The sequence below is a fragment of the Jannaschia halovivens genome (assembly GCF_046452375.1).
In the GTDB taxonomy this organism is placed as follows: Bacteria; Pseudomonadota; Alphaproteobacteria; order Rhodobacterales; family Rhodobacteraceae; genus Jannaschia; species Jannaschia halovivens.
The window spans coordinates 752,631-774,404 of sequence record NZ_JBKFDJ010000002.1 but is presented as its reverse complement, the minus strand read 5'-3'; the positions used below and the strand labels follow the sequence as shown (position 1 = coordinate 774,404).

General features: G+C 69.6%; 26 protein-coding genes. 17 read left to right on the top strand and 9 right to left on the bottom strand.

All coding sequences use genetic code 11. The features are described from left to right. The first annotated feature begins 83 nt into the window (after window positions 1–83). Entirely contained in the window at window positions 84–224 is a 141-nt protein-coding gene (locus ACK8OR_RS17355) for a hypothetical protein (RefSeq protein WP_410190635.1), read from the top strand. 67 nt (window positions 225–291) lie between these two features. Then, window positions 292–795: a DUF5946 family protein gene (locus tag ACK8OR_RS17350; RefSeq protein WP_410190634.1), complete on the top strand. Its 504-nt coding sequence runs from the start codon at window positions 292–294 to the stop codon at window positions 793–795. A gap of 15 nt (window positions 796–810) precedes the next feature. On the opposite strand, the gene ACK8OR_RS17345 is transcribed toward ACK8OR_RS17350, so the two are convergent. After that, window positions 811–1,098 (bottom strand): YggT family protein, encoded by a 288-nt coding sequence (locus ACK8OR_RS17345; protein WP_410190633.1) that lies wholly within the window; start codon window positions 1,096–1,098, stop codon window positions 811–813. 107 nt (window positions 1,099–1,205) lie between these two features. On the opposite strand from ACK8OR_RS17345, the gene ACK8OR_RS17340 reads away from it, so the two are divergent. The 5 genes from ACK8OR_RS17340 to lhpI all read left to right on the top strand — a co-directional run bounded on the left by ACK8OR_RS17340 (window position 1,206) and on the right by lhpI (window position 6,478). Next, complete coding sequence (locus ACK8OR_RS17340; protein ID WP_410190632.1) at window positions 1,206–1,748, top strand: acyl-CoA thioesterase; 543 nt, start codon at window positions 1,206–1,208, stop codon at window positions 1,746–1,748. A 72-nt stretch (window positions 1,749–1,820) separates the two neighbouring features. Further along, the gene (locus tag ACK8OR_RS17335; protein WP_410190631.1) at window positions 1,821–3,188 is read left to right on the top strand and encodes an MFS transporter; all 1,368 of its coding nucleotides are present in this window, start codon (window positions 1,821–1,823) and stop codon (window positions 3,186–3,188) included. Next, window positions 3,161–4,021: a penicillin-insensitive murein endopeptidase gene (mepA, locus tag ACK8OR_RS17330; RefSeq protein WP_410190630.1), complete on the top strand. Its 861-nt coding sequence runs from the start codon at window positions 3,161–3,163 to the stop codon at window positions 4,019–4,021. The genes ACK8OR_RS17335 and mepA overlap by 28 nt, the downstream gene beginning before the upstream one ends. Then, window positions 3,988–4,839: an esterase-like activity of phytase family protein gene (locus tag ACK8OR_RS17325; RefSeq protein WP_410190629.1), complete on the top strand. Its 852-nt coding sequence runs from the start codon at window positions 3,988–3,990 to the stop codon at window positions 4,837–4,839. Before mepA ends, ACK8OR_RS17325 begins: the two co-directional genes overlap by 34 nt. A 1-nt stretch (window position 4,840) precedes the next feature. Further along, the gene (gene lhpI, locus ACK8OR_RS17320) at window positions 4,841–6,478 is read left to right on the top strand and encodes a cis-3-hydroxy-L-proline dehydratase (RefSeq protein WP_410190628.1); all 1,638 of its coding nucleotides are present in this window, start codon (window positions 4,841–4,843) and stop codon (window positions 6,476–6,478) included. On the opposite strand, the gene ACK8OR_RS17315 is transcribed toward lhpI, so the two are convergent. Beyond that, window positions 6,475–7,329: an LOG family protein gene (locus ACK8OR_RS17315; RefSeq protein ID WP_410190627.1), complete on the bottom strand. Its 855-nt coding sequence runs from the start codon at window positions 7,327–7,329 to the stop codon at window positions 6,475–6,477. The two genes, lhpI and ACK8OR_RS17315, sit on opposite strands and share 4 nt — an antisense overlap. A 60-nt stretch (window positions 7,330–7,389) precedes the next feature. Here ACK8OR_RS17315 and ACK8OR_RS17310 point away from each other — a divergent pair, with 60 nt between their 5' ends. Beyond that, window positions 7,390–8,304 carry a serine/threonine dehydratase gene (locus tag ACK8OR_RS17310; RefSeq protein WP_410190626.1) on the top strand — a complete coding sequence of 305 codons (915 nt, stop codon included), beginning with the start codon at window positions 7,390–7,392 and terminating at the stop codon, window positions 8,302–8,304. On the opposite strand, the gene ACK8OR_RS17305 is transcribed toward ACK8OR_RS17310, so the two are convergent. Continuing rightward, complete coding sequence (locus ACK8OR_RS17305) at window positions 8,301–8,747, bottom strand: DMT family transporter (protein ID WP_410190625.1); 447 nt, start codon at window positions 8,745–8,747, stop codon at window positions 8,301–8,303. The genes ACK8OR_RS17310 and ACK8OR_RS17305 overlap by 4 nt on opposite strands. Window positions 8,748–8,821: 74 nt before the next feature. Between ACK8OR_RS17305 and dapD the strand changes: the two genes are divergently transcribed. Continuing rightward, window positions 8,822–9,646, top strand: a complete 825-nt coding sequence (dapD, locus tag ACK8OR_RS17300; RefSeq protein WP_410190624.1) for a 2,3,4,5-tetrahydropyridine-2,6-dicarboxylate N-succinyltransferase — start codon at window positions 8,822–8,824, stop codon at window positions 9,644–9,646. Between the two features lie 25 nt (window positions 9,647–9,671). Here the strand turns inward: dapD and ACK8OR_RS17295 are convergent, their stop codons facing one another. After that, window positions 9,672–9,938, bottom strand: a complete 267-nt coding sequence (locus ACK8OR_RS17295) for a DUF6525 family protein (RefSeq protein WP_410190623.1) — start codon at window positions 9,936–9,938, stop codon at window positions 9,672–9,674. A gap of 287 nt (window positions 9,939–10,225) precedes the next feature. Here ACK8OR_RS17295 and ACK8OR_RS17290 point away from each other — a divergent pair, with 287 nt between their 5' ends. The 3 genes from ACK8OR_RS17290 to dapE all read left to right on the top strand — a co-directional run bounded on the left by ACK8OR_RS17290 (window position 10,226) and on the right by dapE (window position 12,069). Further along, the gene (locus ACK8OR_RS17290; protein ID WP_410190622.1) at window positions 10,226–10,471 is read left to right on the top strand and encodes a GlsB/YeaQ/YmgE family stress response membrane protein; all 246 of its coding nucleotides are present in this window, start codon (window positions 10,226–10,228) and stop codon (window positions 10,469–10,471) included. Window positions 10,472–10,577: 106 nt separating this feature from the next. Continuing rightward, window positions 10,578–10,910 (top strand): hypothetical protein, encoded by a 333-nt coding sequence (locus ACK8OR_RS17285; RefSeq protein ID WP_410190621.1) that lies wholly within the window; start codon window positions 10,578–10,580, stop codon window positions 10,908–10,910. Window position 10,911: 1 nt separating this feature from the next. Then, window positions 10,912–12,069, top strand: a complete 1,158-nt coding sequence (dapE, locus tag ACK8OR_RS17280) for a succinyl-diaminopimelate desuccinylase (protein WP_410190620.1) — start codon at window positions 10,912–10,914, stop codon at window positions 12,067–12,069. Window positions 12,070–12,072: 3 nt separating this feature from the next. Here the strand turns inward: dapE and yaaA are convergent, their stop codons facing one another. Further along, entirely contained in the window at window positions 12,073–12,819 is a 747-nt protein-coding gene (yaaA, locus tag ACK8OR_RS17275) for a peroxide stress protein YaaA (protein WP_410190619.1), read from the bottom strand. A gap of 90 nt (window positions 12,820–12,909) precedes the next feature. After that, window positions 12,910–14,952 carry a DNA helicase RecQ gene (gene recQ, locus ACK8OR_RS17270; protein ID WP_410190618.1) on the bottom strand — a complete coding sequence of 681 codons (2,043 nt, stop codon included), beginning with the start codon at window positions 14,950–14,952 and terminating at the stop codon, window positions 12,910–12,912. Window positions 14,953–15,066: 114 nt separating this feature from the next. Here recQ and ACK8OR_RS17265 point away from each other — a divergent pair, with 114 nt between their 5' ends. Next, the gene (locus tag ACK8OR_RS17265) at window positions 15,067–15,828 is read left to right on the top strand and encodes an FkbM family methyltransferase (protein WP_410190617.1); all 762 of its coding nucleotides are present in this window, start codon (window positions 15,067–15,069) and stop codon (window positions 15,826–15,828) included. Between the two features lie 88 nt (window positions 15,829–15,916). After that, a complete protein-coding gene (locus ACK8OR_RS17260; RefSeq protein WP_410190616.1) occupies window positions 15,917–16,948 on the top strand; it encodes a TRAP transporter substrate-binding protein in 1,032 nt (343 codons plus the stop codon). An 8-nt stretch (window positions 16,949–16,956) separates the two neighbouring features. Here the strand turns inward: ACK8OR_RS17260 and rsmD are convergent, their stop codons facing one another. Beyond that, entirely contained in the window at window positions 16,957–17,499 is a 543-nt protein-coding gene (rsmD, locus tag ACK8OR_RS17255) for a 16S rRNA (guanine(966)-N(2))-methyltransferase RsmD (protein WP_410190615.1), read from the bottom strand. Next, window positions 17,496–18,692 (bottom strand): NAD(P)/FAD-dependent oxidoreductase, encoded by a 1,197-nt coding sequence (locus ACK8OR_RS17250; protein WP_410190614.1) that lies wholly within the window; start codon window positions 18,690–18,692, stop codon window positions 17,496–17,498. Before ACK8OR_RS17250 ends, rsmD begins: the two co-directional genes overlap by 4 nt. 77 nt (window positions 18,693–18,769) lie before the next feature. Here ACK8OR_RS17250 and ACK8OR_RS17245 point away from each other — a divergent pair, with 77 nt between their 5' ends. Then, window positions 18,770–19,258 (top strand): peroxiredoxin, encoded by a 489-nt coding sequence (locus ACK8OR_RS17245; RefSeq protein ID WP_410190613.1) that lies wholly within the window; start codon window positions 18,770–18,772, stop codon window positions 19,256–19,258. Between the two features lie 6 nt (window positions 19,259–19,264). Here the strand turns inward: ACK8OR_RS17245 and ACK8OR_RS17240 are convergent, their stop codons facing one another. Further along, window positions 19,265–19,687: an Lrp/AsnC family transcriptional regulator gene (locus ACK8OR_RS17240; protein WP_410190612.1), complete on the bottom strand. Its 423-nt coding sequence runs from the start codon at window positions 19,685–19,687 to the stop codon at window positions 19,265–19,267. A 116-nt stretch (window positions 19,688–19,803) separates the two neighbouring features. Here ACK8OR_RS17240 and rocF point away from each other — a divergent pair, with 116 nt between their 5' ends. Together rocF and ACK8OR_RS17230 are read left to right on the top strand one after the other, a co-directional pair. Then, window positions 19,804–20,718, top strand: a complete 915-nt coding sequence (gene rocF / locus ACK8OR_RS17235; RefSeq protein WP_410190611.1) for an arginase — start codon at window positions 19,804–19,806, stop codon at window positions 20,716–20,718. Next, a complete protein-coding gene (locus tag ACK8OR_RS17230) occupies window positions 20,715–21,770 on the top strand; it encodes an ornithine cyclodeaminase (protein WP_410190610.1) in 1,056 nt (351 codons plus the stop codon). The genes rocF and ACK8OR_RS17230 overlap by 4 nt, the downstream gene beginning before the upstream one ends. Window positions 21,771–21,774: the final 4 nt, after the last annotated feature.

Below are 21,774 nucleotides of genomic sequence, written 5' to 3'. Positions count from 1 at the left end.
GGGAGGCTGCCGTCACGCGGGCGTGATTTGCAAGCCGCCGCCCGCCGCGTGAAGGTAGACCGAACGGTTCAGGAGGGGCGATCATGACGCGCGAGACGACACAGAACCTGCGGCTGATCCTTCTGGTGATCGCGATCCTTGCGGGTGTCGCGGTCCAGGGTCATCAGGACCGGAGCGGAAAGGCCGAAGCCGAGCCTCGCATCGAGACCTCGATGCTGGGGTGACGCGGGTCGCGGGCGGGATAATCCTGCCGCGACGGACCGGCCCGCCCGCATCGGCGGGGACGGGCACATGGAACGATTTATCGGATGCGGGGCGCGGTATGAGCCGCTCGACGGTCCCGTCCACGGCTACCTGCAGTCGTCGCCCGCCTGTTTCGCGGCGTTCTGTCGCCTGTTGGCTGCGGAGTACGAATCCGCCGTTCTCATGGACGTGCATCGCCTGACGGTGGACACATGGGCGATCCAGCATCCGGGCCCCGATGACGATCCGCGCGCGGTGCGGTCGCGGGGCCTTCATCTTGCCCGGCTCCATGTTGAGTTCGAGACATCGCGCCCGTCGCGCGAGATCAATGCCGCGATGCTGGAGTTCATGCGGAGCAAGATGACGCTTCGCCGGCTGGACCCACCGAAGGCGTACCGCATCACGGTTGACGAGGTGGCGCCCCATGCCGGCACCCCGTCCCACGCAGCGAAGGTTCGGGCCTGGGCGCAGGCGGCGTGGGAGGATTGGTCAGACCACCACGCCTATATCCGCGACTGGGTGAACGCGCGGTCCGGGTACGGGTCCGGCTGACCGGCGAGGCGGATGTCAGTAGAAGGCCGGCGCGTTGTTGATCAGCACGGTCCGCAGCACGAAGATCCCGAGGATGACTATGAGCGGCGCGAGGTCGAGACCGCCCATCTGCGGCAGCGCGCGCCGGATCGGGCCGTAGATCGGCTCGAGCAGGCGGTTCAGGCCGTCCCAGATCTGGGCGACGATCGGTTGGCCGAGGTTCAGCACCCCGAACTGGATCAACCAGGACATGATGATGTGGACGATGATGATCGTCTGCGCCACCGAGAGCAGCATCATGATAATCTGGAAGAGCGAGGTCATGGGCGGTTCCTGTGGTTGCGCCCCCGATCTAGGCGCGGCGAGGGGCCATAGCAACCGGACGCCGCGTTCGGGTTGACGCCGCGCGCGTCCAGCCGGAGGACGGCTCCATGTATCCGTTCCTGCGACTCGCCCATCAACTCGCCCGCGCGCGGGGCTTGCCCCCTCTCGGGCTTCGCGACGTGCATGTCTCGCATCACCGCTGCTGGCCCTGGGATCTCGACGGGTTCATGGAGATGAACAACGGCCGCACGCTGACGCTCTACGACCTCGGACGCTTCGGGGCCGGGGTCCGGATGGGCCTTTCGGGCGTCCTTCGGGAGAAGCGTTGGGGCCTCGCCGTGGCAGGGACGAGCGTGCGCTATCGCAAGCGCGTGACCGCCTTCCAGAAGATCGAGATGCGCACCCGTGTCGTCGGCTGGGACGCGCGCTTCGTCTATATCGTGCAGGACATGTGGGTCGCGGGCACCTGTTGCAGCCAGGCGCTTCTGCGGACGGCAGTTGTGGCCGGCGGCCGTGCCGTGCCGACCACCGAGGTGCTGACCGCCATGGGCGAGGACGCGGCCCCGCCCGCGCTGCCCGACTGGGTCGCGGCATGGATCGAGGCCGAGGCCACGCGACCCTGGCCCCCGGAACGGCCCGCCGCCGCCTAACGGGCTGTCACGCGAGCGTTGCATGAGCGTGCTTTCCCGACCAAGGTCGCCGGGACGACCGGGGAGACGGCCATGACCACCGAAACGGACGCCGGGGCCCTGCGCAAGCGGGTGCGCGGCTGGATGATGTTCGACTTCGCGTCGCAGCCCTACAACACGCTCCTTCTGACCTTCATCTTCGGGCCGTATTTCGCGACCGTCGTCGGCGACCCGGTCGCCGCGCAGTCGATGTGGGGCTTCGCCATCGGATTTGCGGGCCTCGCCATCGCGCTGCTGGCGCCGGTGCTCGGCGCATTGGCCGACGCGTCGGGGCGGCATCTGGGCTGGATCTGGTTCTTCTCGGGGCTCTACATCCTCGGCGCGGCGGCGCTTTGGTGGGCGGTGCCCGACGCGGACGGCGTGACGCTGATCCTCGTGGCCTTCTGCCTCGGGCTGATCGGCATGGAATTCGCGACGATCTTCACCAACGCGATGCTGCCCACGCTGGGTCCGCGGGACGAGATCGGCCGCATCTCCGGCAGCGGCTGGGCGCTGGGCTATGTCGGCGGGGTGATCGCGCTGGTCATCATGCTGCTGCTCTTCGCCGAGAACGCGTCGGGCGTGACCCTGCTGGGTCAGCCGCCGCTCTTCGGGCTGGACCCAGAGACGCGCGAGGGCACCCGCTTCGTCGGGCCGTTCACCGCGATCTGGTACGCGGTCTTCATGATCCCGTTCTTCCTCTGGGTCCGTCCGGTGCGCCGGGCGGCGGTGCAGGGCATCCCTCTGGGGCGCGCACTAAGGGCGCTGGGCGATACGCTTCGCCGCCTGCCGGAGACGCCGGGCTTCACTGCCTATCTCGGGGCCTCGATGTTCTACCGCGACGCGCTCAACGGGCTCTATACCTTCGGGGGCATCTACGCGGTCGGCGTGCTCGGCTGGTCGGTGATCGATGTCGGCGTGTTCGGCATCCTCGCGGCCGTCACCGGCGCGATCTTCGCGTGGATCGGCGGGCGGCTTGACCGGGCGCGCGGGCCGAAGCCCGTGATCGTCGGCTGCGTGCTGGCACTGCTCCTCGCGACGGTCGCGGTGGTCACGGTCTCGCCGACCTCGGTGCTGGGCCTGCCGGTCGCCGAAGGCTCTTCCCTGCCGACGACCGCCTTCTACGTGATCGGTGCCGTGATCGGCGCGGCGGGCGGCTCGCTCCAGGCTTCCAGCCGCACGATGCTGGTCCGGCAGGCCAACCCCGACCGGATCACGGAAGGCTTCGGCCTCTACGCGCTCGCGGGCAAGGCGACGGCCTTCCTCGCGCCGTTCCTGATTGGCTGGGTGACGCTCGCCTCGGGCAGCCAGCAACTCGGCATCCTGCCCATCGCGGGCCTGTTCATCGGCGGGCTGATCCTGCTACTCTGGGTGAAACCTGAAGGGGAAGCCGCATGGTCCGCACGACCCTCATCTGTCTGATATCGCTGCTCTTGGCGCTGCCGGCGCAGGCCCAGCTCGCCAAGGAGCAATTCGGCGCGCAGTCGCGCCCCTCGGCGCAGTCGCCCGAACCCTTCGGCAGCTATGCGCGGGGATGCGCCGCCGGTCTCGTGCAGCTTCCCGAAACCGGGGACAGCTGGCAGGCCATGCGCCTCAGCCGCAACCGCAACTGGGGCCATCCCGAACTGATCGACCTCGTGCAGGAGGTCGGGCGGCACATGAACCGCATCGGCTGGGGCGGCATCTATGTGGGCGACCTGAGCCAGCCGCGCGGCGGCCCGATGCTGACCGGACACCGCAGTCACCAGATCGGGCTCGACGCCGACATCTGGCTCTATCCGGCGACCGACATGACGCTTAGCCGCCGGCAGCGTGAGAACATCAGCGCCGTGTCGATGCGCCGGGCCGAAGGGGCCTACGTCAATTCCAACTGGTCCCGCGGCCAGCACGAGCTGGTCAAGAAGGCGGCACAGGATCGTCGCACGGCCCGGATCTTCATCTTCCCGGGCGCCAAGGTGCAGATGTGCGAGGACGAAACCGGCAACCGCGACTGGCTGCGCAAGGTGCGTCCCTGGTACGGGCATCACTATCACATGCATGTCCGCATTGCCTGTCCGCGCGGCGCGCGTGGCTGCGTCGACCAGGACCCGCCGCCCCGCGGCGACGGCTGCGCCGAGGCGCGGGAATGGCAGGCCAACATCCTGAACCCGCCGCCGCCCGATCCCAACGCCCCCGCGCCGACTCCGCGCCGCGAACTTCGGCTCGCCGATCTGCCGCAGCAATGCGCCTCCGTACTCTCTGCGCCCTCGCGCTGATCGCAGGACCCGCCTCTGCCGCCGACTATCTCGGGAGCCATACGTGGCGCCCCGAATGGCACGGGGCGGGCGGGTTCTCGGCGCTGTGGCTGGATGCCGACGGCGCCGGGTTCGTCGTGCTGTCGGACCGGGGCGGATGGGTGCGTGGCACGGTGTCGCGCGATGCCGCCGGGGCCGTCTCGGGTGTGACGGTCGCCGATCGCGGCCCGCTCCTGCGGTCCACCGGGGACGACTTGCGCGGTCTGGAGCGCGACGCCGAGGGCATCGCGCGCGCCGGGGAAGCCTTCTACGTCAGCTACGAGGGCGTGCACCGCGTGATGCGGCATTCCGACATCGCGGGCGCGCCCGAACGCTTCGAACAGCCCGACGCGTTCGAGGGGCTTCAGGACAATTCAGGCCTCGAGGCGCTGGCCGCCGATGCCGAGGGCCGTCTCTATGCCATCCCCGAGCGGTCGGGCGCGCTGAACCGACCCTTCCCGGTCTGGCGCTTTGACGGCACCGACTGGGCCGTGGCGTTCCATTTGCCGCGCGACGGGCGCTACCTCGTGGCCGGGGCGGATATAGGGCCGGACGGACGGCTCTATGTGCTTGAACGGGATTTCGCGCTGATCGGGTTCCGCAGCCGCGTCCGCAGCTTCGACCTCGACGGCGGCGACGGGCGGACCGAGATCGAGAGCGGGCTCGCGGCGCATGACAACCTCGAAGGCATCTCGGTCTGGCGCGACGCAGCGGATCGGCTGCGCGTGACCCTCATCTCAGACGACAATCTCCGCGCCATCCAGCGCACCGAGTTCGTCGATTACGCGCTGGACCGATAGCATGGAGGCGCGCGCGATCCTTCCTGGGACGGCCGAGGGCGAGATTGTAGCCTGCACCGAGGGCCTGAGCGTCTGGGGCGGCGTCGATCCCGCCACCGGCCGCATCATCGACGCGCATCATCCGCAGGTCGGCGCCGATCTGGCGGGCCGGATCGTGGTCATGCCGACCAGCCGCGGGTCCTGCACCGGGTCCGGCGTGCTGCTGGACCTCATCCTCAACGGCAGAGGGCCAGCCGCGCTGATCTTCCGCGAGACCGAGGAGGTGCTGACGCTGGGCGCGCTGATCGCCGCGCGCCTCTTCGAGCGGGTGGTGCCGGTGCTGCGCCTCGGCGCTTCGGACTACGCGGCGATCTCGGCGGCGGCGCGCGTGCGGATCACGCCGGACGCGTTGGAGACCGACGCGATCTCGATCCCGCTCCGCCCGGTCGGCGGCGCGGTGTCGCTCTCGGGCGTGGACCGCGCGATGCTGGGCGGCGCGGGCGGCGAGGCGGTGCGGATGGCCATGGAGGTCGTCGTCGCCATGGCCGAGGCGCAGGGGGCCGAGGCCCTGATCGACGTCAGCCGCGTCCATATCGACGGCTGCATCTACGCTGCCCCCGCGATGCTGACCTTCGCCGAGGCGATGGCGGCACGCGGCGCGCGGGTCCGGGTGCCGACGACGACCAATGCGATTTCCGTCGATCACGCGAATTGGCGCGCCCAGGGCGTGGCCGAGACGTTCGGCGAACCGGCGGCGCGGCTGGCGGACGCCTATGTCGAGATGGGGGCCGAGGCGAGCTTCACCTGCGCGCCCTACCTTCTGGCCGACCCGCCACAGGCGGGCGAGGTCATCGCATGGGCGGAATCGAACGCGGTGATCTACGCCAATTCGGTGCTGGGCGCGCGCACGGTGAAGCACGCGGATTTCATGGATCTCTGCATCGCGATCAGCGGCCGCGCGCCCGAGACCGGCGTCTATCTCGATGCGGCGCGGCGGCCTGCGCGGGTGATCGAGGTCGACCTGCCGATGGAGGACGGCGATTGGGCCATGCTCGGCTGGCTCGCGGGACAGGCCGCGCCCGACCGGGTGCCGCTGCTGACAGGGCTCGAGACGGCGGGGCCGGATGCGGACGACCTCAAGGCCCTTTGCGCGGCATTCGGGACAAGCTCCGCCGCGCCGATGCTGCATATCGCGGGGGTGACGCCCGAGGCGGACCGTCCGTCGCGTGAGGATGCGGATACGGTTCGGATCGGCGCGCCCGAGATGGCCGCCGCCCGCGCGCGCTTCGCCCTACCGCCCGGCCCCGTGGACCTCGTGGCGCTGGGCTCGCCCCATGCCTCGGCGGCGGAATGCCGGGCCTTCGCATCCCGTTTGGGCGGACGGCGGGTCTGCACGGCGGTGATCCTGACGATGGGCCGCGACGTTCTGGCCGAGATCGCGGGCGACGGGACGCGCGAGGCCCTTGTCGCGTCAGGCGTGACCCTCGTGCCGGATCTCTGCTGGTGTTCGATCACCGAACCGGTCTTCCCGCCGACAGCGCGCCGGGTGCTCACCAACTCGGGCAAATACGCCCATTACGGACCCGGCTTGTCGGGCCGGGTCGTGGGTTTCGCGAACCTTGCCGATTGCGCCAAGGCGGCGGTGTCGGGCCGGGTCTAGCCGTCGCGCCCCGGAATGGCGTCGCGCCGCGTTAGCGGCAGGTGCCAGTTCTGCATGTGCCCCAGCGCGTCCTCGGCGGTTTCCACGAAGCGGAACAGGTCGAGGTCGTTTTGCCCGATGGTCCCGGCGTCGCGCAGCGCCTCCCAATCGACGATCGACCGCCAGAACTCCTCGCCGAACAACAGCACCGGCACCCGCTCCATCCGGCCGGTCTGGATCAGCGTCAGCGTCTCGAAGAGTTCGTCCAGCGTGCCGAACCCGCCGGGGAACACGCAGACGGCGGCGGCGCGCACGAGGAAATGCATCTTCCGCACCGCGAAGTAGTGGAAGTTGAAGCTGAGATCGGGGGTCACGTATTCGTTCGGCGCCTGCTCGTGCGGCAGTACGATATTGAGGCCGATGGATCGCCCGCCCGCGTCGTTGGCGCCCCGGTTGCCCGCCTCCATCACGCCGGGGCCGCCGCCGGTGACGACAACGTTCTCGCGCCCGCCCGTCTCGGCGAGGCTGCGCTCGGTCACGAGCCGGGCGAAGCGGCGTGCCTCCTCGTACTGGCTGGCCAGACCGCGCAGCGTCTCGGTGCGGGCTTCGTCGGCATCGGCGGGCCGGGGCACACGGGCACCGCCGAACATCACCACGGTCGAACGGACATCCGCCTCGTCCATCAGAAGCGTCGGCTTCAGGAGCTCCAGTTGCAGGCGCACGGGCCGCAACTCCTCGCGGCAGAGGAAGTCCTCGTCGGCGAAGGCCAGGCGATAGGCCGGGTTCTCGGTCTGCGGCGTGGAGGGAACGCCCTCGGCCGTCTCCAGGTCTTCGCGGGAATGGCGCATCGGGTGGCGGCGGTCGTGGTCCATGGGGGCTCCTTGCATCGCGGGCATCCGGGCGGTGTAACAGGCCCGCAAGGGGGACGCGACATGGATTGGACGATGAAGATCGAGGGCGCGCGGACGCGAATCGCGGGCCATGCGCGGGTGACGCCCGTCATGGACCTGACGCTCGGCGGGCACGCGGTCCAGGTGAAGCTGGAGCAGGCGCAGCACACCGGCAGCTTCAAGGCGCGGGGTGCGTTCAACACGCTGCTCTCGGCCGAGGTGCCCGCCGCCGGGGTCGTCGCGGCCTCGGGCGGGAACCACGGCGCGGCGGTGGGTTTCGCGGCGGCCGCGCTGGGCTATCCCGCGCATATCTTCGTGCCCGAGGTGGCGGGCCCCGCCAAGATCGCGGTGATCGAGCGGTCGGGCGCGACCTGCCACGTGGTGCCCGGCCTCTATGCCGACGCGCTGGAGCGGGCGCGGACGCACGAGGCCGAGACGGGGGCGATGCAGGTCCATGCCTATGACGCCGTGCCGACGGTCGCGGGGCAGGGGACGTGCTTCGCCGAATGGGAGGCGCAGGGCCTCGACGCCGACACGGTGCTGATCGCGGTCGGCGGTGGAGGGCTGATCGCGGGGGCGCTGGCCTGGTTCGGGGGGCGGAGGACGGTCGTCGCGGTCGAGCCGGAACAGTCGCGGGCGCTCCACGCCGCGCTCGAAGCGGGCGAACCGGTCGATGTGGACGTCTCGGGTGTCGGGGCCAACGCGCTCGGGGCCAAGCGGATCGGATCGATCTGCTTCGATCTGGCGAATGGGGGCGGCTGCCAGAGCGTCACGGTCACCGACGAGGCGATCCTCGAGGCGCAGGCGATGCTCTGGCGCGAGGCGCGGCAACTGGTCGAGCCCGCGGGGGCCTGTGCCCTCGCCGCGCTGCTCTCCGGGGCTTACGTGCCTGCGCCGGACGAGCGTGTCGCCGTGCTGGTCTGCGGAGCGAATCCCGCGCCCGATCCCATCGGCTAGAGCCGCGACAGGATCAGGCCGCCCGCCACCATCGCGAGGGCCAGCACGCGCTTGAGCGTGATCGGCGTCACCGGCGCGCCGAACGCGCCCATCGCGTCGAGCACCAGCGCCGCCCCGAGCTGTCCCAGCAGGAGTGCGGCGAAGGCCGTGAGGATGCCGATCACCGGCACCGACCAGAGCATCGCCCAGACGACGCCCGCCCCCAGAAGCCCGCCGATCCACAGAAGCGGCGGCGCGGCCAGCGCACGCGCGAAGGCGGGGCCCTGTCCAAAGGCCAGCGTGAGGATTGTCAGCGCCACGAACCCGACGCCGAACGAGATCGCCGCCGCGCCCACGCCGCTGCCGATCGCCTTGCCCAGCGAGGCATTCAGCGGCGCCTGGATGGCGAAGCCGATGCCGACGAGGAACACAATGGCGACGGGCAGCAGGACCTGGGGCGACATGGGGACGGCTCCGATGTTGTGCGGAACCGGCGTGGCGGATAGGAGGCGGGCAGTCAACGAAAGGTCTGCGCCCCATGTCGAACGAACAGCTCGAAGCCGCCATCGAAGCCGCATGGGACGCCCGCGACCGGATCACCCCCCAGACCACGGGCGAGACACGGGATGCCATCGAGACGACGCTCGACGCGCTTGACTCGGGCGAACTTCGCGTGGCCGAGAAGCGCGGCGCCGACTGGCACGTCAACCAATGGGCCAAGAAGGCGGTGCTGCTGGGCTTCCGTCTCAAGGACATGTCCCCGCAGGAAGGCGGGCCGCAGGGCGGCACCTGGTGGGACAAGGTCGATTCGAAGTTCGCCGGCTGGAACGCCGCCCGGTGGGAGCAGGCGGGCTTTCGCGCGGTGCCGAACTGCATCGTGCGCCGCTCGGCCTATATCGCGCCGGGCGTGGTGCTGATGCCGTCCTTCGTCAATCTCGGGGCCTATGTCGACACGGGCACGATGGTCGACACCTGGGCCACGGTCGGCTCCTGCGCGCAGATCGGCAAGAACGTGCATCTTTCGGGCGGTGTCGGCATCGGCGGCGTGTTGGAGCCGATGCAGGCCGGCCCGACTATCATCGAAGACGATTGCTTCATCGGCGCGCGCTCCGAAGTGGTCGAAGGCTGCATCGTGCGCGAAGGCTCGGTCCTCGGCATGGGCGTGTTCATCGGCAAGTCGACCAAGATCGTCGACCGCGAGACGGGCGAGGTCACCTATGGCGAGGTGCCCGCGGGCTCGGTCGTGGTCGCGGGCTCGATGCCGTCGAAGAACGGCGTGAACCTCTACTGCGCCGTGATCGTCAAGCGGGTGGACGCGCAGACGCGTTCCAAGACGTCGATCAACGAACTCCTTCGGGACTGACGCGCACCGGGGACGCCATCGCGCCCTAGGGCGTCCGGTCCATCCGGCTCGCCCAGGCATCCTGCGCCAGCCGCTCCTCCTCGAGCGCATCCATCCGCGCGAGGGCGGCATCCGTGCGCCAGAAGCTCTTGACCAGCGCGCGCCGCCAGGCCCGGTGGGCGGATGCCGGCGACCACGGCAGTCGCGCCGTCGCCAACCAGCCGCGCAGCACCGGTGGCAGTGCGTCGAAATCGTCCATGTTGTGTCGCCGTGCCTGCGCCAGCTTGAGGGACGTGCGCTGATTGTCCGCCATATCGGACCTCCCGACGCCTGAGATGGGGTCGCGGGAAAACCCTGTCAAACGCGGCCGCCATCCCGAGGCCCGCATCCATGTCGCGCACCATCGGCTCGGCGTGGGAATCACGTCAACCGACGCGATACGAACGGTTCGATGCCGCATCCGATGCCGGTTCGAACCCTATCGGCACGGACTCGCGCACAGGGAATGTAAAAAGACGCCCCGACACGCCTCCGGAGCGGAACATCCCGGCGGGCCCGGCGTTGGATCGCCAGTGCACAACCTGAACGGAGGACCTGAGAATGGGTCTCGGACTTATCGGCTCCATCATTGTCGGCGGCCTCGCCGGCTGGATCGCGAGCATGATCATGAAGGCGGATACCGGCCGTCTGATGAACATCATCCTCGGCATCGTCGGTGCCGTCGTGCTGAACCTGATCCTGGGGCTCTTCGGCATCTACGCCGCGGACGCATGGATCCCGCAGCTTATCGTCGGCATTGTCGGCGCCTGCATCCTGATCTTCGGGGTGCGCGCCGTCCGCAGCTGACGCGACACGACCAGAAGGACCGATGCGCCGTCCCCAACCGGGGGCGGCGTTTCGCGTTTGCGGGCGGCCGGTTGACACGAGGGGCCGCGCGCCGCACCCCGGAGCCATGACCGAGAAGAAGCCCAAGCGCCCGCATCACGTCTACACCCTGCTGGTCGAAGTGGGGCGGAAGACCGGCGACGGCCTGCCCGACGGCGCATCGGGGGCCGCGCTGATGTGCTACGCCAGCGGCGTGGACGAGGACGAGGCCGTCCGCGAGACCGTGGCCGTCCTCAAGACCGCCGACATGAACGTGCTGGAAGTCACCGGCTACGGCTCGCTCGAGGAGCGGCTGGAGGACGGCCACGACATCGAGGATGGCGAACGCGCGCTGATGGATCGCGCGCTGGCGGAAAACTCGGTCGTCGTCGCCCAGAGCACCGTCTTCCGGGAGGACTGACATGGCCGTCGATCCCGTCGACCTGACCGCGCGGCTCGTTCGCTGCCCCAGCGTGACCCCCGAGGAAGGCGGCGCGCTGGTCCTCCTCGAAAACCTCCTGACCGGGGCCGGGTTCGCCTGCACGCGCGTCGACCGGGGCGGCGTCTCGAATCTCTTTGCACGCTGGGGCGGGAAGGCTGCTGCTCGGACCTTCGGGTTCAACGGCCACACCGACGTCGTGCCCGTGGGCGACGCCGCCGCCTGGACCCACGACCCCTTCGGCGCGGTGATCGAGGAGGGCTGGCTCTACGGCCGCGGGGCCACGGACATGAAGTCGGGCGTCGCGGCCTTCGCCGCCGCCGCGGTTGATTTCGTGACCGATACGCCGCCCGACGGTGCCGTCATCCTCGCCATCACCGGCGATGAGGAGGGGGATGCGACCGATGGGACCGTGGCGCTGTTGGACTGGATGGAGGCGGAGGGCGAACGGATGGATGTCTGCCTCGTGGGCGAGCCGACCTCGCCTGACCACATGGGCCAGATGATGAAGATCGGCCGGCGCGGCTCGATGTCGGCCTGGTTCACATTCACCGGCACACAAGGCCATGCCGCCTATCCCGACCGGGCGCTGAACCCGCTGCCCGCGATGGCGCGCCTGATGGCCGATCTCGCGGCGCACGAGTTGGATACGGGGACGGAGCATTTCGATGCCTCCACCCTCGCCGTCGTGACGATGGATGTCGGAAACGCGACCACGAACGTGATCCCCGCCGAGGGGCGCGCGACCGTCAACATCCGTTTCAACGACGCCCATTCCGGCGCCTCCCTGACCGACTGGTTGCGCAACGAGGCGGATCGCGTCGCCGCCGAGACGGGGGTGGCCATCGGGATGCGCGTCAAGATCTCGGGCGAGAGCTTCGTGACGCCGCCGGGCGACCTCTCCGCCCTCGTGGCGGACGCCGTGCAGGTCGAGACGAACCGAACCCCCGAGATGTCGACCACCGGCGGCACGTCGGATGCGCGCTTCGTCAAGGATCACTGCCCGGTCGTCGAATTCGGCCTCATCGGCCACCGGATGCACGCCGTGGACGAACGGGTCCGGGTCGAGCAGATCGGTCAGCTCAAGGCGATCTATGCCCGCATTCTGCGCGATTATTTCGGGACGGACACGCCCCGCTGACGCTCAGCCGGCGCGCAGGAAGACCGGCGCGTCGAGCGGGCTCTCCTGCCAGGCGTAGCCGCCGGAGGTGAACGCGCGCAGGTCGGCCGGATCGGTGATCCGATGCTCGGCCACGAAGCGCGCCATCGCGCCGCGCGCCTGCTTGGCGAAGAAGCTGACGACCTTCGCGCCGCCGGGCCGGTCTTCGAGAAAGGTCGGCGTGACCACCGGCAGGTCGAGCGCCTTGCGGTCCACGGCTCCGAAATACTCCTGGCTGGCGCAATTCAGCAGATGCGCGGCCCCCGTCTCCTCGGCGTCCTCGTTCAGGGCCCGCGCGATCCGGTCACCCCAGAAGGCGTAGAGGTCCTTGCCGCGCCGCGTCGGCAGGCGCGCGCCCATTTCCAGCCGGTAGGGCTTGAGCGCGTCGAGCGGGCGGAGCAGCCCGTAGAGCCCCGAAAGGATTCGCAGATGCGACTGCGCCCGTCGGATCGCGTCATCCGAGAGCGTGGCCGCGTCGAGGCCCGAATAGGTGTCGCCCGCGAAGGCGAGCATCGCGGGTTTCTCGGGCGCGCTGTCCCAGTCGCGGAACCGGTCGCGGTTCAGCCGTGCTAGCTTCGTCGAGATCGACATCAGCCGTTCGAGATCGCCGATCCCCTGCCGACGCGCCGAAACCAGCAGCTTCGCGGTGTCCTCGGCGAATCGCGGCGCGGTGGCGGCGCGGTCTGTCGGGGCGAAGTCCAATGTTTTCGCAGGCGAAATTACGGTGAGCATGGCGACCTTGTCTTGCGGACCGGGCGCAAGGTAGCGGCTCGGGCTCCGGGCTCAAGGTCCCGATTGCAGGACGTCGGGGCGGATGGCGCGTCAGCCGTCGCGCAGGACCTCGAGGAAGGCGTCGCCGAAGCGCTCGGCATGGCGGTCCCCGAGGATCCGGGCGACCGCTTCGGGGTCGGCGGGGGCGCGAGCGATCTTGGCCAGTTGCGACGATGAGCAGGTCATCGGCTTGTCGACCCCGCCCGGTCCGCGCGCCAGATCGTTCTGCACCGACAGGAGGCGGTCGTAGATCGCGCCCTCCGCACGGCCAGCCAGCTTGCGACGGGCGGGGTGGGGCGCATCGGGCGTCTCGCCAGTGATGACCGACAGGAAGGCCGCGCCGTAGCGTTCCAGCTTGGTGGCGCCCACGCCGGACACGCGGGCCATCGCGTCGAGATCGGCGGGCCGCGTCTCGGCCATCTCGATCAGGCTGCGGTCGGTGAAGACGACATAGGCCGGGACGCCCTGCGCCTCGGCCAGCGCGCGGCGCTTGGCCTTCAAGGCTGAAAGAAGGGGCGCGTCCTCCTCGCTCACCAGTTGCTTCACCGCCGGGCGACGTTCGGCCCGCACGATCGAATCGCGACGCAGCGTCACCGAGGCCTCGCCGCGCAGGATCGGGCGGGCAGGATCGGTCATCCGGAGCGCGCCGTGGCGTTCGGCATCCGGCCGCACGAGGTCGAGCCCCATCATCTGTCGGAAGATCGCCTGCCATTGGGGCTTCGGCGTGTCGCGCCCGACGCCCCATGTGGGCAGCGCGTCGTGGGAAAAGCGGCGCGTCTTGTCGGTCTCGGTGCCCGTCAGCACGTCGATCAGGTGGCCGATGCCGAACCGCTCCTCGGTCCGCAGCATCGCCGACAGTGCCTTGCGCACCTCGGTGGTTGCATCGAACAACTCCGGCGGCGTCGCGCAGAGGTCGCAATTGCCGCAGGGCGCGGGCGCTTCGCCAAAATAGCCCAGCAGGTTCACCCGGCGGCAGACCTGCCCCTCGGCCAGACCCAGCAGCGCGTTGAGCCGCCCGTGATCGGCCTGCTTCATCTCGGGCGGGGCGAGGCCTTCGTCGATCTGCTGACGGCGAAAGCGGATGTCGTCGGCCCCGAACAGCGTCAGCGTATCGGCGGGGGCACCATCGCGGCCCGCGCGGCCGATCTCCTGGTAGTAGCCCTCGACCGATTTCGGCAGGTCGGCATGGGCGACCCAGCGGATATCCGGCTTGTCGATACCCATCCCGAAGGCAACTGTGGCCACCACGATCAGCCCGTCTTCGCGCCCGAAGCGCATCTCGACCTCGCGGCGGTCGTCGGCTTCCATGCCCGCGTGGTAGTGGCAGGCGGCGTGGCCCGCGTCGCGCAGCGCCTTGGCGAGGCCCTCGGTCTTGGCGCGGGTGCCGCAATAGACGATGCCCGACTGCCCCTTGCGCGCGGCAGCGAAGGACAGGATCTGCTGGCGCGGCTGGTTCTTGGGACTGAAGGCGAGCGTGAGGTTCGGGCGGTCGAACCCGTGCAGGAACGTCTCGGGTTCGCCTTCGAACAAGCGGGCGACGATCTCGGCGCGGGTCTCGGCATCGGCGGTTGCGGTGAAGGCGGCGAGGGGCGCGCCGAGGGTGCGCCGGAGCGCCCCGATCTTGAGGTAGTCCGGCCGGAAGTCGTGACCCCACTGGCTGACGCAATGGGCCTCGTCCACGGCGATCAGCGTGGTGTTCGCGCGCTTGAGCATCCGCTCGGTCGCCGTTGAAGCCAGCCGTTCGGGCGCGATGTAGAGGAGTTTCAGCGTGCCCGCGTCGATCGCATCCCAGACGGCCTCGGTCTCTTCCTCGGTGTTCCCGCTCGTCAGCGCGCCGGCCGCCACGCCCGCCGCCGTCAGCGCGCGCACCTGGTCGCGCATCAGCGCGATCAGCGGCGAAATTACGACCGTCAGTCCCTCGCGGCAGAGCGCCGGGAGCTGGAAGCAGAGCGACTTGCCCCCGCCCGTCGGCATGATCGCCAGCACGTCGCGGCCCGCGACGACCGCCTCGACGATTTCGGCCTGTCCGGGGCGAAACGCGTCGAAGCCGAAGACGGTCGACAGAAGGGCTTCGGGTGCGGGGGAGGACGACATGGGGCGTGACTCCCATATGACGATTCGCGCGGCAAGGGGGCGGGTTCCACAGTTCCGCCATATTGCGCGGTAGGATCGCGGCCAACCGCGGGAACGGCGGAGACGAGAGGGCAGATGATGATCGCGACATTGAAGCGGATGCAGGTGCGCGCGCGGCGCGCGGGCTATGTCTGGGCACATGGTCGGCTGACCGGGAACGGTGGCGTCTTTCGCCCCCACGGGATCGACGTGACGGTGGATGAGCGTGCGGATCTCGCGCTGCGTTATCTCCTGGCGCGGGGCCGTCCCTACGAGGCGCCGGAGGCCCGGCTCATCCGGGCGCATGTCGCCCCCGGCACCGACGTAATCGAGTTGGGCGGCTGCATCGGCATCGTCTCGGCCACGATCCGTGATCGGATCGGCCCGGACGCCCGACACATCCTCGTCGAGGCCAATCCCGACATCGCCCCCCTCGCGCTTGCCAACGCGACCGGACCGCAACCCGACCGCACCGAGCTGGTGCAGGCGGCGGTGGACTATTCGGGTGCGAGCCATGTGCGCTTCGCCCGCGGCCACAACCAGCATGTCGGCCATGTCGCGCGCGGCGACGAGGACGGGTTCGACGCGCCCGCCGTGACGCTGGCCAACCTTGCCGCGCGTCTGCCGGGCCGGTTCGCGCTGGTCTCCGACATCGAGGGCGCCGAGACGGCGATGATCGCCGCCGAGGTCGAGACCCTCCGGCGCTGCGACGCGGTCGTCCTCGAGGTGCATCCGGCTGTCTATGGCTATGGCGAGGCCGGGGTCGATGCGATCACGGAAACACTCGCGCGGGCCGGGCTGCACAGGATCGAGCGCGAGCAGGACGTGATCGCCTATGGCCGCGCGCTCGATTCCTGATTGCGAATCGTTCGCAAGTTTTTGCTTCCCCTTGGGCGTTCTTTCAGATAGGTAAGAGACCCTGACGCAAAATATGGGGGTCGCAACCATGACCAGCCTTCGTCTCATCGCCCTGTCCACGGCTCTTTCGGTCGCGGCTCTGCCCGTCGCCGCCGCCGAGGTGACACTACGATTCCAGCACTTCGTGAACCCGGCCTCGGCCAACCCCACGCATTTCATGCAGCCTTGGGCCGACGCGATCGAGGAACAGTCCGAGGGTCGCATCGAGGTGCAGCTCTACCCGTTCATGCAACTCGGCGGGGCGGCACCCAATATGTACGACCTGATCGCCGACGGTGCGGTCGATGGCGGCTGGGTCATCCCCGGCTACCAGGCCGGGCGCTTTCCCGAGGCCGAGGCTCTGGAGCTGCCCTTCATGACGCCCAAATCAGCCGAGGCGGCCTCGGTCGCTGCGTGGGACTTCACCCAGGTGCATCTGATGGATGACTTCGCCGACATCCACGTCATCGCGGCGCATATGCACGGGCCGGGCCTGGTCCACAAAAAGGGCGCCGCGCCCGAAACGGTCGCCGATTTCGAGGGGCTGAACCTGCGCGGCCCGTCGCGCCCGGCGACGCTCCTGCTCGACGCGATGGGCGCCAACCCGATCGGGATGCCCGTCCCCGCCTTCCCCGAGGCGCTGTCGAAGGGTGTGCTCGACGGGGGCGTCATCACCTGGGAGCAGGCGCCGTCCCTGAAGCTCGACGAGCTGACCGACAGCCATACCGACGTGGCGGGCGACCGGTCTCTCTACAACCTCTACTTCCTCTGGGCCATGAACCGCGACGTCTACGAGGGGTTGCCCGACGATCTGCGCGCGGTGATCGATGCCAATTCCGGTGCGATGGCCTCGGCCTGGGCGGGCCGTGCGCATGACACCGGCGATGTCGAGGGCCGCGCGGTGATCGAGGCATCGGGCAACCAGATCGCCGAGATGTCGCCCGAGGTGACGACCGAGATCGAAGCGCTCGGTGCCGGTGTGATCGACGCCTGGATCGCCGAAATGGACGGCAAGGGCTTCGACGGCGCGGCGCTGGTCGAGGATGCGCGCGCCGCGATGGCCGCCGCCGAGGCACGCTAGGAGATGCGTCAGGCCGTGGCGAGGGTCACGACCGTGCCGCCATAGCTCCGCTGATCGGCGAGCGACAGGAAGGACGGCAGGCGTGGCGCCGCGCCGTCCTCCCACATGATGGTCGCGCCGGGTGCCAGCCAACCGCCCGCCCGGAGCGCGTCGAGCGCGGCCTCGCCCATCCCCTTGCCGTAGGGCGGATCGAGCAGGATTAGGTCGTGCGGCGTGCCCGCCCCGATGCGCCGGACGTCCCGCGCGAGGATGGTCGCGGGTGCCTCCAGCAGGGCCACGTTCTCGCGCAGGATCGCCAGCGCCGCGCGGCCGCTTTCGACGAATGTCGCATGCGCGGCCCCCCGACTCAGCGCCTCGAGTCCCAGCGCGCCGGTGCCCGCGAACACATCGAGGACGCGGGCGCCATCGAGGTCCAGTCCATGCGAGTTGAGCAGGAGGTTGAAGATCGACTCGCGCACCCGGTCGGTCGTCGGGCGAAGATGCGCGGCCGCATCGCCGGCCCCGACCGCGGCAAGCCTGCGCCCGCGCCATCGCCCGCCGACGATCCTCACAGCAGCGACTTGATCGCGACCCCGGCATCCGCCACCGCCGCCTTGTCGGGCGAGCGTCCGGCTTCGATCAGGCGCTTGCCGACCGTATAGGCGCGGGGCGCATTCATCGCATCGACGGCCAGCAGGGTGTCCCCGGCGTAGTACCAGTGTGACCGGCCCTCGCCATCGCGCGTCACGATGTCGTCGAAGCCCGCGTTCAGCCCCGCGATCTGCAGCTTCACGTCGTACTGATCGGACCAGAACCAGGGCTTGGCCACGTAAGGCGCGTCGTCGCCCATGAGGTTGCCCGCGACGGCCTCGGCCTGATCGATGGCATGCGGCACGGATTCGAGCCGCACCCGGTCGCCCCGATACGGAAACGAGCAACAATCACCAGCGGCCCAGATGCTCGGCGCCGATGTGCGACCGCGGTCGTCCACGGCGATCCCGTTGTCGAGCGTCAGGCCCGCCGCCTCGGCAAGCGATGTCTCGGGCTGCGCGCCGATTCCGGCGATGACCACTTCGACCTCCAGCTCCGCACCGTCGGTCAGCCGCGCCCCCGTGATGCGTCCGTTGCCCAGAAGCGTGTCGAGGCCGACGCCCTCGCGGATATCGACGCCCTGGTCGCGGTGGAGCGCGCGGAACCAGTCCGCCGTCGGCTTGCAGGCCACGCGGTTCAGAAGGCGCACGTTCAGTTCGACCAGCACGACCTCCATCCCGATCTTGCGGGCCACCGCCGCCGCCTCGAGGCCGATATACCCGCCTCCGACCACCAGCATCCGGCGGCCCTCCGTCATTTCGGGGGCGAGACGGTCGATATCGGCGAGCGTGCGGACGACATGGGTGCCGGGCAGGCCGCCGGTGCAGCGCTGGGGCAGGACATTGGCGCGCGATCCGGTGGCGAGGACCAGCGCATCCCAGCCTTCGGTGCCGCCCGCATGTGTCAGCGTCCGCGCCTCCGGGTCGATGGCCGTGATGCGGGTGTCCGTCCTAAGCTCGACACCCTGTTCCACCCAGAACGCGGCGGGTCGCAGGTAGAGCCGCTCGCGCGTGATGTCGCCGAGGAGATAGTCCTTCGACAGGGGCGGTCGCTGGTAGGGCATCTCGGGTTCGTCGCCCCAGAGCGTGACGCGACCGGCAAAGCCGCGCTTGCGCAGCGTCTCGGCGCAGGTGGCCCCCGCCTGGCCGGCGCCGATGATGGCGATATGATCCATGACGCCCCTCACTGGCCGCGTTGCTCCGGCAGGGCTATATGCCCTTGGTCAGAGTTTCAAACGCGAGGACCGCACCGATGGCAATCCAAGAAGGCGACCGCCTCCCCGACGCCGAGCTTCTGCGCATGGGCGACAGCGGGCCCGAGGCGGTGTCGCTCGCCTCGCTCGTCTCGGGCAAGACGGTGGCGCTCTTTGCGCTGCCGGGGGCCTATACCGGTGTCTGCACGTCGGCCCATGTCCCCAGCTTCATCCGCACCAAGGACCAGTTCGCCGACAAGGGCGTGTCCGAGGTGATCTGCGTCGCGGTGAACGATCCGTTCGTCATGAAGGCCTGGGGCGCCGATACCGGTGCGACGGATGCCGGGATCCACATGCTCGGCGATGCCGACGGGGCCTTCACGCGCGCGGTCGGCATGGGCTTCGACGCGCCGCCCGCGGGGTTCCACGGCCGCTCGCGGCGCTACGCGATGATCGTCGAGGACGGCGTGGTCAAGACGCTCCATGCCGAAGAGAGCCCCGGCGTCTGCGAGACGTCCGGTGGCGAGGCGCTGCTGGCGACGGTCTAGCCGCGCTCAGCTCCGGCGGGTCGAGAGGTAGAGGTTGGTTTCCGACCGGCTGACGCCCTCGATCAGCCGGATGCGGTTCAGCGTGACGTCGAGCGCTTCGAGCGTGTCGGCGCCGAGTTCCGCGATCAGGTCCCAGCGCCCATGCGTCGAATGCACCGCCTCGACCTCGGGCATGGCGGCGATGCCGCGGGCGATGCGCGCCGCCCCGCGTCCCTCGATCTCGATCAGGATGATGCCGCGAACGGGCCGGTCGGCCAGATCGCTCTTCAGGATTGCACGGTAGCCGAGGATCTCGCCCGCCTCGGCCAGGCGCTCCATTCGGACGCGGACCGTGGCCCGCGTCACGCCCAGCGTTCCCGCCAGCGTCGAGATCGGGGCGCGCCCATCGGTCGCGAGTACCGCCAGCAGGCGTCGATCAAGATCGTCCATTCTACACAATCCTGTTTATCGTTTCGGGCGATCCGTCGCCCATTATGGTCAATTAGACGCCTGTCCGTCGCGCGTCCAGACGGACACTCTCCGCACAACACCGAGGAGAGGCGTCCATGACCAAAGAGATCACCCTGATCGGGGCCCCCGTCGAATCCGGCGCTGGCCGGCGCGGCTGCGTCATGGGTCCCGATGCGCTGCGGACCGCCGGGCTGGCCCGCGCGCTGGCCGAGCTTGGCCACAACGTTACAGACCGCGGCAATCTCACGTCCGAGACGACCCCGCGCCCGCCCGCGCCGAACCCCGCGATCCACGATCTCGACCTCTGCGCCGGTTGGGTCGAGGCGCTGCAGTCGGTCGACGTCCCGGGCGGCACGGTTCCGATCTTCATGGGTGGCGATCACCTGATGGCGGCGGGGACGGTGCCCGCGATGGCGGCGCGGTCCGAGCGCCCGCTCTTCGTGCTCTGGCTCGACGCCCATAGCGATATCCACGACCTGACATCGACCGACAGCGGCAACCTGCATGGCACGCCGGTCGCCTACTACGCCGGGCGCGCCCACTTCACGCCGCATTTCCCGGCCCCGCGCGCCACGGTCGATCCGGCGAACATCTGCATGATCGGCCTGCGCTCGGTCGACCCGTTCGAGAAGGCCGCGCTGGCCGATGCAGGCATCGACGTGACCGACATGCGCGCCATCGACGAGCGCGGCATCGCGGCCCCGCTGGGCGCGTTCCTCAACCGCGTGCGCGACGCGGGCGGCGACCTGCATGTCAGCTTCGATGTCGACTTCCTCGAGCCCTCCATCGCGCCCGCCGTCGGCACCACGGTCCCCGGAGGCGCCACTTTCCGCGAGGCACATCTGGTGATGGAGATGCTGCACGACGCGGACCTCGTCACATCGCTCGACCTCGCCGAGCTCAACCCATTTCTCGACGACCGGGGCCGGACCGCCACGCTGCTGGTGGACCTCGTCTCGTCGCTCTTCGGAAAATCCGTCCTCGACCGCCCGACCCGGAGCCGCACATGACCGATCTGAGCCCCTCCAAACTGGCCATGGTGCCCTTCGTGTCGGTCGAGGACATGATGCGGATCGTCAACGATGCGGGCGTGGCCGAGACGATCGCGGCCATCGCCGACCGGATCGAGGCCGACTTCCTCCGGTGGGAAGATTTCGACAAGGTCGCCCGCGTGCCCAGCCATTCCGAAGAGGGCGTGATCGAGCTGATGCCGACCTCGGACGGCGAGCATTACGGCTTCAAATACGTCAACGGCCACCCCGCCAACATGGCGCGGGGCTTTCAGACCGTCACGGCCTTCGGCGTGCTGGCCCGCGTCGATACCGGCTACCCGGTGATGCTGTCCGAGATGACGGTTCTGACCGCACTGCGGACGGCGGCGATGTCGGTCGTCGCGGCGCGACATCTCGCGCCGAAGGATGCCCGCGTCATGGCGATGATCGGCAATGGCGCGCAATGCGAGTTCCAGGCGCTGGGTTTCCACCACGTCCTCGGGATCGAGGAGGTCCGGCTCTGGGATATCGACCCGGCCGCGACCAAGAAGGCGACCCGCAATCTCGAAGGCACGGACCTCCGGGTCGTGCCCTGCACCTCCGCCGAGGAGGCGATCACCGGTGCGCAGATCATCACGACCTGCACCGCCGACAAGAAACAGGCCACGATCCTCAGTGACAACATGGTCGGCGCGGGCGTGCATCTGAACGCCATCGGCGGCGACTGCCCCGGCAAGACCGAGCTGCATCGCGACATCCTGCACCGCGCCGACATCTTCGTCGAATACCCGCCGCAGACGCGGATCGAGGGCGAGATCCAGCAGCTCGCGCCCGATCATCCGGTGACCGAGCTCTGGCGCGTGTTCTCGGGCGAGGTGCCGGGGCGGACGTCGGAGGGGCAGATCACGCTCTTCGACAGCGTGGGCTTCGCGACCGAGGATTTCAGCGCCCTGCGCCACATCCACGGCGAGATGAAGCGGACGGGGTTCTATGTCGATCTCGACATGCTGGCCGACCCGGACGATCCGCGCGATCTCTTCGGGATGGTGAGCCGCGCCGCCGCCGCGTGACGGC